The organism is Cohnella cholangitidis (assembly GCF_014107495.1).
GTDB classification, from domain to species: Bacteria; Bacillota; Bacilli; order Paenibacillales; family Paenibacillaceae; genus Cohnella; species Cohnella cholangitidis.
Window position 1 is genome coordinate 5,951,390 of sequence record NZ_CP041969.1, and the last position, 12,585, is coordinate 5,963,974.

Consider the following 12,585-nt stretch of genomic DNA (forward strand, 5'->3'; position numbering starts at 1 on the left):
GAACGTTAGATTGACTTTACCCGTAATGGTGTCATAAGGAGTGAATCCGGGTTATGAACGACCGTAACGCATTGGCAAGGGGAATGGCCGAAGCTTATATGGATGGTGCCGTCAGCATCCCCTACGCTCTGTTGCGCACTTATCGGGCTCTGAGGCTTAGCGATACCGAGGGGATGCTGCTGTTGCATCTGATCGCTTATCGCCAGCTCGAACAGAATGATTTTCCGACGATCGAACAGCTTCAGGAGCGGCTTGGTTGTTCTCCCGCGCTTGTCGGGCAAACGCTGCAAAAGCTCATGAAGCAAGGTTTGGTGACGATAGACGAAGTGTTCGACCCGCAGTCGGGCGTTCAGTCCGAAAAGTACAATTTGTCCGGGCTGTTCCGCAAAATCGGCGAACTGCTCGCCGACGGCGAGCTTCCGCTTCACGGTTCGAACGTAGCAACGCCGAACGATACGGGGACGGGGGAAACCGCACGCCGCGAGCCGCCTGAGCCATCCAACGTTGCGCCGTTCGCGAACAAGACGGGCAATTCCAATCTTTTCGTACTGTTCGAGCAAGAGTTCGGACGTCCGCTAACGCCGACGGAATACGAAATCATGAACGGTTGGCTGGATCAGGATCAATATCCCGACGAGCTTATTCGTTTCGCGCTGAAAGAATCCGTGTTTGCCGGAAAGCTCCATTTTCGGTACATTGACCGCATCCTTTTGGAGTGGAGCCGCAATCGCGTGACGAACGTAGAGGAAGCCCGTCTTCACGCCCAGAAGTTTCGCACGGGGCGATAAGGGATGTCGGATATGCCGATTAACGCTTAACAAAGCAGAAAAACTCCGCTTCCGAACTTGTAACGAACAAGTTAGGAGGCGGAGTTTTATTCTATATAACGACTATTTGCCGTACTTCAGCAGTTGCCAGCGATACACGTATTCGAAAAGGAATTCGAAAGCTTCCAGATGCCGTTTGGCTTCGAATGCGTCGCGTCCCCAAGCGTAGATTCCATGCTTGCGCAACAGAATGCCGGGAATCCGGTCGACCATGCGCTCCGAAATTTCCGGAACGATCCGCGGAACATCCGCGAAGTTGGACAGGATCGGAATGTCGATGACCGCTTCTTCTTCCCAGATATTCAAGCCTTTGATAAGCTCGACGCCTTCTACGGGGACGGCACGGCGCTCCCAGAACATTTCCGATACAAGGCTGTTGAAGACGGAATGGATGTGGAAAATGGCGCCGCAACCGGTCAGCCGGTAGATCTCGTTATGAATGACCGTTTCCGCGGATGGCTTAAGCGTAGTCGATTCGCAAGGTTTGCCGTTCTGATCGACGAAGATGAAATCCTCGGGAGTCGATTTGGATTTATCTTTGCCGCTTGCCGTTACGGCGAAATAAAACCGTTCCGGCGAGTAAGGGCCGACTCTCATGGAAAGGTTGCCGCTAGTGCCCGGAAAGAAGCCGCGCGATGCGAAATCCGCTTTGACGGCGGAAAGCTCGCCGATCACCCGTTGTTTTTCTTCTGTCGTAATAGCCGCGAAACTCATTCGGATCGGCCTCCTTGTTCAAGGTGTCGGATGATGTCGTGGAACGTATCGAACGGGATGTGCGGAAGGCCGAGCTCTTGGCATTTGTCCGTTAAGTGGGAACGGGAGTACACAAGATCGACGAGCTTCGCGCCGGCGAAATCGGTAACGCTGTCGCCGATTAAGATCCGGTAATATCGGTCGGTCGGGAAACGCCGAATCACCGCCGTCTTGCACATGCCGCAACCGCCGTGATCGCATTCCTCGTCGCAGGAGTGCGGCCAAGTAATCGTAATGTTTTCGCCGCTAAAGTCGCTGCCGTTGCAATAGATGTGATCAGCCGGAATTCCGAACGGTTCAAGCAACGGATAGATGAAAAAATCGATGCCGCCGCTCGTGACGTAGAAAGGGACGTCGTTTCGTTTGCACCAGTCCAGCAACTCCGGGAATCCGGCACGAATACCGGCGTTATTGAGGATATAGGACGTCACTTCCTCTTTCATCGAGGAAGGAAACAGTTGGAACATTTCGCCGACGCCTTGTTGGATGGATTTGGTCTCGCTCAATATGTCTTTGACGATATTTTCCCAGCCTGGCGGGTTAAAATGTTTCATGACAGCGACGATGTTGTCGCTTAGCGTGATCGTGCCGTCAAAATCGCAAAACAGTACGGGTTGGCGAGGAAACCGTGGTGTCGTGTCGCTCAAGATGTACGTACCCCCCAGCGTTCTATGGCAACGCGTAATTCTTCATGATGAACAGCGTACTGTTCTAGGGTTGAACCGGACAATACGGCATCTACCGCTTGACGGAATGCGCGTCCGCCCGCAGCCGAACCGCCTGGATGGCCGTGCACGCCGCCTCCGGCGTTCACGACGACTTCCGGTCCGAAGTCTCCCATGATGAGAGGGACCAAACCGGGATGTATCCCGGCCGAAGGTACCGGGAATGCGGTTTTCTGCGGCAGCGAAGGCGTTAATAAGGCTTCCATTACCGCTAAGTTCTCCGCTTTAGGCATGACGACGGAGCCATATGGCGAAGGGAACAAGGAAAGATCCGCTCCGGCTATTCTCATCAGCTTGCCAAGCAATAGAGGAGCCGATATGCCATGGTGCCGGGAAGGATAGAATGCTCCTGCCATGGCCGGGTGCGCTGCGATCGGCACGTTAATGTCCGGGTCCGCCGCGAGCTCCGCCAAAGCATCGAACCCGTAGGCGAGCACGTTGAACAGCAAGCCGTTCGCTCCCGCGGCGATCGCGCGCTTGGCATTGTCTTTCAGTTGGAAGGTAGAACCGGTCAAATTCGTGAAATAGAGCAGCTTTTGTCCGGTTGTTAGCTCAGCTTCGCGTGCGGCGCTAATACAAGCCTCGACCCGTTTCTCCAGAGGAGTCAGCGGGTTCTCGAATAAGATTTCGTCGTCCTTGATGAGATCGACTCCGCCGAGCGCCTGTTGAAGAAACTGTTCGCGAAGGTTGGCAAGGTCGTGCCCGATGACGGATTTGAAAATACTCATGACGAGGGGGCGATCGTGAACGCCAAGCAAATCGCGAACGCCTTGGACGCCGAATTTCGGACCCGGGAAGGCGCTCAGGAAATCGGCGGAAGGTTCGATATCGATCAGTTTGATCTTGCCGTCCATGGACAGCTTGCCGAACGCTGTTACTAGGAAAGCAGGGATGTCCCGGCTGAAGTTAACGTTGGGATAAGCGATCGTAATATCGGCGTATCGCTCGCCGGGCTGAGCGTCTTCCGGTTCATGCGCATTTACGGACACGACCTGTCCCAGATGCTTCTGCATTTGCTCCTTGGCCGCTTCGGGAAGCTCGGTCCAGCTGCCGACGGTCAGTCCGACCGCGATGCCTTGCGCTTTCTTATGGAAATCGGCTTTGTCGTCATATAGACGATATGTGGCGTTGCTATAAGAATTGCTCACTCTGATCTTACCTTCTTTCTGTTGTTGAGCTATGAACGGCCGATATTGAGATCATTAATCTTTGACAGCTTCGGCGCGAATGGCGTCGCCCATCTCGCGAGCTCTTTCCGCGCAGCGAACGATCGCTTTATTCAAGCCTTCTTGGAAAGCGAATCGGTCTAACGTTTCGATGGCCGCTTGGGTCGTTCCGTTAGGCGAAGTGACTTTGCGTCTTAACTCGCCGGGATTCTCGCCGGTCGAGAACACCATTTCCGCGGCGCCGCGAACGGTTTGGACGGTAAGCTCCCTGGCTGCCTCCGGCGTCAGGCCAAGTTGCACTCCGGCATCGATCATCGCTTCCATCAAATAATAAACGTAAGCAGGGCCGCTTCCGGAAACGCCGTTAACGGCTTCGATTAACGGCTCCTCAACGACGGCGGACAAGCCGACTGCGTTAAACATCGTTAAAGCAAGATTCCGTTGTTCGTCGTTGACGGAATCGGAGAAGCTGATTCCGGTTGCGCCAAGGCCGATCGTGCTGGACGTATTAGGCATCGTGCGTACGACGGGTTGCTCGCGTTCCAGTAGCTGATGAATCGTTGAGATAGATAAACCCGCGATTACCGAAACGATAAGCTGATCCGGACGCAGCAGCGGCTTTAATGTTTTGATGGCGTTAGCCGCATCTTTAGGCTTCATCCCGAGCAGGACTACGTCGGCATTGTTCAATGCCGAATTTTTGAGCTCGTCCGTCGTGGCCGGAACGACGCCGTACTGTTGTTGAAGCTGAAGAAGGCGATCGGCGTTCTGGCGATTCATTACGGTAATGTTCTTAGGATCGGCCAATTTCGCTTCTACGAGACCGCGCAAAATCGCCTCGGCCATGGAACCGGCGCCATAGAAACAAAGAGTATGATTGCCTAGCGAAGAGGTGTTTGAATCCGACATGCGCAGTTCACTCCTAAGATCTGATTTGACCCGAGCCAGTTACCCGGTATTTGGTTGAAGTTAGCGCAGGAAGTCCCATAGGACCGCGTGCATGCAGCTTCTGCGTGCTGATGCCGATTTCCGCGCCGAAACCGAATTCGAATCCGTCGGTGAAACGGGTGGAGGCGTTGTGATAGACAGCCGCGGCATCGACTTCCTGCAGGAAGCGCTCCGCGTTGGTCGCGTCGGCCGTAACGATACATTCCGAATGCTGCGTACCGAACCGCCGAATATGATTCAATGCCTCGTCTAAATCTTTTACAACTTTAATGTTCAAGATGTAATCGTTATATTCCGTGGCGTAGTTCTCGTCGTTCGCCGAATTGATCCATGGGACAAGATCGCGGGCGGCGTCGCAGCCTCTGAGCTCGACGTCGATGCCGCGGAACTTCTCCGCCAAGGCGTTCAAATGCTTACGAGCGAAATTCTCGTGAAGCAATAACGTTTCCATCGAATTGCACACGGAAGGGCGCTGGGCTTTGGCATTGACCGCGATAGACTCCGCCATTCCGTAATCGCCGCTTTCGTCGACGAAAGTGTGACAGATGCCGGCGCCAGTCTCGATGACGGGTACCGTCGCGTTCTGAACGACGTTCTGAATGAGGGAAGCGCCGCCCCTGGGAATGATAACGTCCAATAATCCGTTGAGCTTAAGCATCTCGTCGACGGAGCTGCGGTTGGAATCCTCGATCAGTTGCAACGCATCCGCAGGAATGGAAGACTGCGATAAAGCTTCCCGCAAAACGGAAATGATAGCCCGATTGGACGACAGCGCAGCCGACCCTCCGCGAAGCACGACGGCATTGCCGGTTTTGAGGCAGAGCGACGCCGCGTCTACGGTGACGTTAGGCCGAGCCTCATAAATCATCCCGATGACGCCAAGCGGCACGCGTCTTTTCTCGATATACAAGCCGTTAGGACGGGTATCGGTATCCAATACTTCCCCGACCGGATCCGGTAATTCCACGATCTGTTTAACCGCGTCTGAAATATCTTTAAGTCGGGCGGGAGTCAGCTTAAGCCTATCCAGCAGGGAAGAGGAGGTGCCTTGTTCCCGTCCGCGTTCCAAGTCTTCTGCATTGGCGGCCAAGATTTGATCTTGTTTGTCGATTAGCGCTTCCGCCATGAACAGCAAAGCTTCGTTTTTCTCTGCCGTCGTTAGTCTATTGAGTACCGTGGCGGCTTGCTTGGCCGCGCTGGATTTCGTTCTCACTTCACTCATGGGAAGTAACCTCCTTAATGATCGCTGTCGTCACCCATTCATCTCGGTGAATGACTTCTATTCGCGAAACGTCGATGCGTTTCAGCGCTTCTTCGCTGGACATTCCGGCTACGGCCGTAATTTGCCAAGCTGCATAGTGGGTAACTCCCCGGCCGAGAATCCGGCCCTCCGAGTTAACGACTTCGACGACTTCGCCGGGATGGAATTCTCCGTTAACGGATAGAATGCCGGCGGGCAGCAAGCTGCGTCCTTTGTTGAGCAAGGCTTCCTCCGCGCCGGCATCGACGATGATCCTGCCTTGGGGAACGGATAGGAATCCGACCCAATGCTTCTTGGCGGACATGGAATGCAGCGAAGAGGCGAAATAGGTGCCTTTGCCCGTTCCGTCCACGGCCGCCCGAAGGTCGCCCGGTTCGGCTACGCGACCGACGAAGAGAGGAACGCCGCCTTGCATGGCGATGCTCGCCGCGTCTATTTTGGAGCGCATGCCGCCGGTTCCGACGGACGACCCGGCGCCGCCGGCGATTCGATACAATTCGTCGGACAGAACTTCGACCCGTTCGATCCGAACCGCATCGGGCACCTTGCGCGGATCGCCCGTGTAGACGCCGTCCATATCGGTTAGAATATAAAGCCCGTCAGCCTTGACGAGATTGGCGACTAACGCGGATAGAGAGTCGTTCTCGCCGAATTTGATTTCGTCGACCGCGACGGTGTCGTTCTCGTTAATGATGGGGATCGCCTGTTGCTTGAGCAACTCGTCGATCGTCCTTGTCGCGTTCTGGGCCCGGCTACGGTTGCTGAAATCCGGACGGGTAAGCAGAATTTGCGCCGCGGTTATTCCGCTGGAGTTAAGCGCTTCTTGATAAGCTTGCATTAATAACGCTTGGCCAACTGCCGCCGCCGCTTGTTTCTCGTGAACGAGCTTAGGTCTGGCCGCATATCCGAGGCGGCGAAAACCGGCCGCGATCGCTCCCGAAGTGACAAGCAGCACTTGGTGCCCGGACGAATGCAGCGAAGCGAGTTCATCCGCGAAAAAACGCACCTGCTCCCGGTTCAGACCGCCTTCTTCGGAGGTGAGAGAGCTGCTTCCGATTTTGACTACGATACGTTTACCCATAAGTTCAACCCCTTATCAAACCATAAAAAAACCCCCGTCCAAATAAAGGACGGGAGTTTGACTTCCGCGGTACCACCTTCATTGACGGCGCCTGTTAACAGAGGCATCCGTCCTCTCAAGATCCTGATAACAGCAGGGACTGTACGGCTCGTCACCGTCCGCTCGGGGATGGGGGAAGCGGGGGACAAGGTAAATTCTCTCAGCCTGGAAATTTACTCTCTGGACGTGTCCGATTCCGTTTCGTTTCCCGTCAATGCGTTCATATGGAGGCGTCGAGATCCTCTCGGCGCCAAAGTAATTTAAGAATACCATGCGTGATAGGGCTTGTAAAGGAACGAAGGGTTAATCCGGCACGTTTAGAACAGCCCCAATTTGCCGATTCTCGCGGCGACTTCGCGCAAGCGGTCTTCCGTAGTCAATAAGCCCAAACGGACGTAACCTTCTCCGTTCGTCCCGAATCCGGAACCCGGCGCGACGACGACATCCGCTTGTTCTAGCAAAAGATCGGCGAACGACATCGAGGTATGTCCTTCCGGTACCGGAAGCCAGCAGAAGAAGGAACCGGCCGGCTTCGTTGCTTTCCATCCGATCTCTTCGAGCGCCCCGTACAGAGCGTTGCGTCTGCTTTCATAAGTCGCGACTAAATCGCGAACCGATTGTTGCGAACCTGACAACGCTTCCGCTGCCGCTTCTTGGATACCTCCGAATAAGCTGCAATACATATGGTCTTGAATCAGGTTGATCAGCTCGATGATTTCGGGGTTTCCTAGGGCGAAGCCTACGCGCCATCCGGCCATGTTGTAGCTTTTGGATAACGTATAAAATTCGACTCCGACTTCTTTGGCTCCGGGCGTCTCCAAGAAACTGATCGGCCGCTGGCCGTCAAACCCGATCGTGCCGTAAGCGAAGTCGCTGGCCACGACAATTCCGCGTTGCTTGGCGAAAGCTACGGTTTGTTCGTAAAACTCGGGAGTAGCGATCGCCGCCGTCGGGTTGTTCGGATAATTAAGGAACATCAGCTTGGCGCGATCGAGCTCTTCGGCGGTCAGGGCCGAGTAATCCGGCAGAAACGCATTTTCTTCCTTCAGCGGCATGAACGCCATCTCGGCTCCCGCGAGCGCTACTCCCGACCAATAATCGGGATATCCGGGATCGGGGATGAGACATACGTCTCCCGGATTAAGCAAACATTGGCTAATCTCGATAAGCCCGGATTTGCCTCCGAAGAGGACGGCTACCTCCGTCTCCGGGTTGAGCTCGACGCCGTAATCTTCCTTGTACCGCTTCGCGACGGCTTCTTTAAGGAAAGGAAATCCGCGGAAAGGCGGATATTTATGATATTTGGGGTTCTCCGCCGCGTTTTTCAGACGTTCTACGATCGCCGGGGGCGTCGGAAGATCGGGATTCCCTTGTCCGAGATTGATTACGTCGCGGCCGGTTGCCGCGCGTGCGTTGGCTTTCGCGACCAATGCGGCGAAAAATTGCTCGGGCAACGTCTGAAGTCGCTTAGCGGGAGTAATGTGAAAGGCCATGCTGAATCGTCACGCTCCGTCATGCATATAGTGAGAGTTCGGAAAGGCGGGTTAAAGCTGACTGTCTGAACCATCTTACAAAATAGGATAGGATGAATGTAGCACAATGAAACCCGCACGGCAACGGATGAAGCGGTCATTTTGCAAATATTCGGGGTTAAGGGGTAGGAATTGTGAATGGTATGAGTGATATTGCCGTTATGAGCGGAATGAAGTACGATGGATAACAATAGAGAGACGTCATTCGTTATTATTGGATTGCGTCGAAAGATAGACTACTGGATCGTAGGAGTGATCGGCCATGACAACCCCGTTGAGATTAGCGCTTATTCAAATGAATATAGAAGCCGGAAACCCGGATGCCAACTTTGCGAAAATGGAAGCGAAGTTAGAGGCGGCGGCGACATTCGAACCGAAGCCGGATCTGATTATCCTTCCCGAGATGTGGAACACCGGATACGCGTTAACGGAAATCGTCGCGCTAGCGGATCCTGACGGATCCCGTACGAAAGCCGTAATTTCGGAGTTTTGCCGAAAACATAACGTAAACGTGCTAGCGGGTTCCATCGCCCAATTGCGAGGGGATGCGGTGACGAACACTATTCACGTATTCGATCGAAACGGCGGGATCATTGCGGAGTATAGCAAAATCCACCTTTTCCAGCTCATGAACGAACATTTGCATTTGGAAGCGGGCGACGCGCCGGGAAATTTTGAACTGGAAGGAACTTCGGCGGCCGCGATGATCTGCTACGACATTCGTTTCCCTGAGCTTGCCCGCAAGCTTGCGCTCGGCGGTGCCAAAATTTTGTTCGTGCCGGCGGAATGGCCTCATCCTCGCTTGCACCATTGGAGAACGCTTCTGCAGGCGCGCGCGATCGAAAATCAAATGTACGTTGTGTCCTGCAACACGGTCGGAGAGAGCGGAGGCGCGAACTTCTTCGGGCATTCGATGGTCATCGATCCTTGGGGAGAAGTGATCGCGGAAGCTTCGGAAGAAGAGACGATTCTAACGGCGGAAGTCGACCTTGAGCTCGTTGACGAAGTACGCGGCCGGATCCCCGTTTTCGCCGATCGCAGGCCGTCTATCTATGAGTAATGGGGCTATCTGTGAACGATAATCGGAATCGGTATTCGGGAATGAGTAATAGTTAGTGTTGGAATAGCGGTGCTGAGCACCGCTATCAGATCGTCGAGAAACCCACGTCTTTTTAGACATTGGGTTTCTTTTTTTATTTAGGTGCCTGGAAGAAGGGGGATCTGGGGAGATTATTACCCCATTTCCCTCCTGTCCAGATGGAGGGCAATCTTCTTCATATTCTGTACAGCAGCAGTCATAAGCGCTTGCTCGGTCACATTTCGCAGTCCTCGCAAACGGCAATAGCGAAACCCGTGGAGCTCTTTGGCGTCCGCAAAGCTTCGCTCAATCGTTTCTTTTCGTTTGCGGTATAGCTTCTTGCCCGACTTGCTCAGTCGGTTAAGTCGCACGCGCTCTTTGCTCTCTTCCCACACGTGCCGAGTCACGACTTTTCGGCGGTTCTGTGACCGGGTACACTTGTTTAACATCGGACATGACGCGCATTGCTGCGGATCAGAAGCATAGTGTCGGTAACCATGTCGGTCTGTCGTTTTGTACGGTAACTCCTGCTTTTGCGGACAAATATAAAGATCTCGCTCGGCATCATACTTAAATTCATGTTTGTGGTACAGGCCTTGTGTAGGATGGAATCTGCGGTGAGCAATAACGCCAAAGATTTTCCGCGTGTCCAACCCCTTACAGATCGGTGCTGTGAGGTAACCTGAATCCAATGCTACTGCTTCTACCTGAAAACCGAATCTTTCGCGTTGACGGTCCAATCGTTCGAGATAGGGCATCGAATCATGTACGTTACCTGGCGTGACAAAGACATCGGTAATGAGATTGTACTTCATATCAACCGTGCGGTGGTCCAGATAAAAGAAGCCTTCCGGCTTGCCGTCGCGAACCATATACCCGCTATCGGGATCGGTGGTACTAACCTTCACTTCCTTGTCTTCGTTCACCTCCTCTCTAGGTTTCAGGGCTTTTTTCCATGCGCCTTCCGATCAGCTTCAACAGCGGCGTTCAGCTCGTCCACATACGCCTTCGTATTTTGCTGCACTTGTTCTTTGGTGTACTTATGTTTATTGGCGCTGGACTTGATGTGAGTCGAGTCGGAAATAAGGACTCTTCCGCCGACCATCCGGTGTGAGATCGCTTGTAAGACGATTTCATCAAAGATATCTTGAAATACAGTTGTATCCTTAAACCGTGTTCTTCTATTCCAGCTAATCGTCGTATGATCCGGCACGCGGTCAGTCAATCCGAGGCCGAGGAACCAGCGATAAGCAAGATTAGTCTGGATTTCTCGCTCCAACTGCCGTTCGGACCGAATGCCATAGAAGTAGCCCAGAAAAATCATCTTAAAGAGTACGACCGGATCAACAGCGGGACGACCATTGTCTTCGCAATAAAGTGGGCGTACCTTATCATCGATGAAAGAGAAGTCGATATATTTATCGATCTTTCGAAGCATGTGATCGGCGGGAACAAGATCTTCGATGGAAACAAATTCATAGTTCTGTTGTTTATCGCGATTAGAACGAAGCATGGAAACACCATCCGTTCGGTATAGTTAAATCTATTATACCAAATTAACGCGGTGTCGTATTAAACTATTTAGACATAATAAAAGCTGTCGAGACTTTCTCGACAGCCTGATAGCGGTGCTGAGCACCGCTATTTTGTTTGAGGAAGGGCAGAGAGCCGGAATAATGGTGCTGAGTGCCGTTATTTGGCTGGAATAGTGTGAGAGAGTCGGAATAACGGTGCTGAGTGCCGTTAATTGGCTGGAATTGTGTGAAAGAGTCTGAATAACGGTGCTGAGCACCGCTATTTGGCTGGAATTGCGTGAAAGAGTCTGAATAACGGTGCTGAGCACCGCTATTTGGCTGGAATTGTGTGAAAGAGTCCGAATAACGGTGCTGAGTACCGTTGTTTGGATGAAAATTGAAGGTGTTGTCCCAAATGAATCAACCAGTAACTCCACGAGGCGATACTATTCTTTTGAAACAAGAGTAATGACCACAAATAGTACCGCTAGACGGCACAATTCCGCCCAAACTAACAAATCCACCGCCAATAGTACCGCGTCACGGTACTAAACTGCCGAAACTAACAAATCCATCGCCAATAGTACAGCGTCACGGTACTAAGCTGCCCAGACTAACAGATCCACCGCCAATTGTACCGCTAGCCGGCGCTATTCTGCCTAAACTAACATCCCCACCACTGTACTCCCCCGTACCTGAACCGCAGTATCTACGCTACCGCTACTCCCGCTATTTACTGATTTTCTCCAACGTATCGCGGAAAGTCGCGATGAACGCCTCGGCCGCATTGGACAAATATCTTCCTTTGCGGTAGGCGATGACAAGCGTACGGGTCGGTTTTCCTTCCAACTGCAAGTAGACGGGAGCCCGGCCTTGCCAGTCGTGACGAGTAACCATTTTGGGAAGGAAGGCGATTCCCATGCCGGCGGCGACTAGCGACTGAACCGTTTCGATATTTCCGCTTTCGAAGACAACGCGCGGATCAAATCCGGCGGATTGGCACAGATCATGCGCGATCGCCCGGAAGCCCTGGCCTTTTTTCAAGAGGACGAAAGGCTCGTCGCGCAGCATCGATACCGGGATGACCGTATCCTTGTACTCCGGCTCGCTAAGCGGATGGTCCGGCGGGACGGCGAGGCAGATTCCTTCTTCGAGAATCGGGATGTAAGCTAAGGATGGCTCAATAAGCGGCAACGACAGCAGGCTGACGTCGGTTCCGCCGCTAGCGGTCAGTTGCTCTAGCCGTTTCGTCGATTCTTCGATCAGCACGATCTCGATATTCGGGTACGCCTCGCGGAAAACGGGAAGGACGTGCGGCAGAATATGGGAGCCGGTCATCGGCAAGCTGCCCACGACCAAACGCCCTTTGCGCATGTCGGCGATATCTTCCATTTCCCTGCGAAGCTGGTCGGCCATGTCGACGATTTGCTGCGCTTTGTCCACGAACACGGAGCCCGCGTAGGTCAACTCGACGGAATTCGTGCTTCTTTTGAACAAGAGGACGCCCAATTCTTTCTCTAACTTGGATAGTTGCTGGCTTAGAGATGGCTGGGCAATATGCAGCTTCTCGGCCGCGCGCGAGAAGTTTTTCTCGGCCGCGATCTGTATCGTGTAGAGCAGCTGGCGAAATTCCATTTAAGCAACTCCTCTTCATAGACTGG

General features: G+C 53.3%; 11 protein-coding genes. 2 read left to right on the plus strand and 9 right to left on the minus strand.

What is annotated here, in order from left to right; translation table 11 throughout:
• Window positions 1–53: 53 nt before the first annotated feature.
• The gene (locus FPL14_RS27235) at window positions 54–788 is read left to right on the plus strand and encodes a DnaD domain-containing protein (RefSeq protein ID WP_182300660.1); all 735 of its coding nucleotides are present in this window, start codon (window positions 54–56) and stop codon (window positions 786–788) included.
• Window positions 789–890: 102 nt separating this feature from the next.
• Here FPL14_RS27235 and mtnB read toward each other — a convergent pair whose 3' ends face one another.
• The 7 genes from mtnB to FPL14_RS27270 form a co-directional block, all read right to left on the minus strand.
• Window positions 891–1,541 (minus strand): methylthioribulose 1-phosphate dehydratase, encoded by a 651-nt coding sequence (gene mtnB, locus FPL14_RS27240; protein ID WP_182300661.1) that lies wholly within the window; start codon window positions 1,539–1,541, stop codon window positions 891–893.
• Window positions 1,538–2,227, minus strand: a complete 690-nt coding sequence (locus FPL14_RS27245) for a 2-hydroxy-3-keto-5-methylthiopentenyl-1-phosphate phosphatase (protein WP_182300662.1) — start codon at window positions 2,225–2,227, stop codon at window positions 1,538–1,540. The genes mtnB and FPL14_RS27245 overlap by 4 nt, the downstream gene beginning before the upstream one ends.
• Complete coding sequence (locus tag FPL14_RS27250) at window positions 2,224–3,453, minus strand: 2,3-diketo-5-methylthiopentyl-1-phosphate enolase (RefSeq protein WP_229263690.1); 1,230 nt, start codon at window positions 3,451–3,453, stop codon at window positions 2,224–2,226. Before FPL14_RS27250 ends, FPL14_RS27245 begins: the two co-directional genes overlap by 4 nt.
• Window positions 3,454–3,507: 54 nt before the next feature.
• On the minus strand, window positions 3,508–4,380 hold the full coding sequence (gene proC, locus FPL14_RS27255) for a pyrroline-5-carboxylate reductase (protein WP_182300663.1): 873 nt from the start codon (window positions 4,378–4,380) through the stop codon (window positions 3,508–3,510).
• A gap of 13 nt (window positions 4,381–4,393) precedes the next feature.
• Complete coding sequence (locus FPL14_RS27260) at window positions 4,394–5,641, minus strand: glutamate-5-semialdehyde dehydrogenase (protein WP_182300664.1); 1,248 nt, start codon at window positions 5,639–5,641, stop codon at window positions 4,394–4,396.
• Window positions 5,634–6,761 carry a glutamate 5-kinase gene (gene proB, locus FPL14_RS27265; protein WP_182300665.1) on the minus strand — a complete coding sequence of 376 codons (1,128 nt, stop codon included), beginning with the start codon at window positions 6,759–6,761 and terminating at the stop codon, window positions 5,634–5,636. The genes FPL14_RS27260 and proB overlap by 8 nt, the downstream gene beginning before the upstream one ends.
• A 356-nt stretch (window positions 6,762–7,117) precedes the next feature.
• Entirely contained in the window at window positions 7,118–8,293 is a 1,176-nt protein-coding gene (locus tag FPL14_RS27270; protein WP_182300666.1) for a pyridoxal phosphate-dependent aminotransferase, read from the minus strand.
• 301 nt (window positions 8,294–8,594) lie between these two features.
• Between FPL14_RS27270 and FPL14_RS27275 the strand changes: the two genes are divergently transcribed.
• Window positions 8,595–9,392, plus strand: coding sequence for a carbon-nitrogen family hydrolase (locus FPL14_RS27275; protein ID WP_182300667.1), 798 nt, complete (start codon window positions 8,595–8,597; stop codon window positions 9,390–9,392).
• Between the two features lie 173 nt (window positions 9,393–9,565).
• Here FPL14_RS27275 and FPL14_RS27280 read toward each other — a convergent pair.
• Together FPL14_RS27280 and FPL14_RS27285 are read right to left on the minus strand one after the other, a co-directional pair.
• Window positions 9,566–10,923 (minus strand): IS1182 family transposase gene (locus tag FPL14_RS27280; RefSeq protein ID WP_182299310.1). Its coding sequence is split into 2 segments (ribosomal slippage): window positions 9,566–10,353 and window positions 10,353–10,923, totalling 1,359 coding nucleotides; the frame shifts between segments, so codons are not numbered across the junction.
• A 730-nt stretch (window positions 10,924–11,653) separates the two neighbouring features.
• On the minus strand, window positions 11,654–12,559 hold the full coding sequence (locus FPL14_RS27285; protein WP_182300668.1) for a LysR family transcriptional regulator: 906 nt from the start codon (window positions 12,557–12,559) through the stop codon (window positions 11,654–11,656).
• Between the last annotated feature and the right edge of the window lie 26 nt (window positions 12,560–12,585).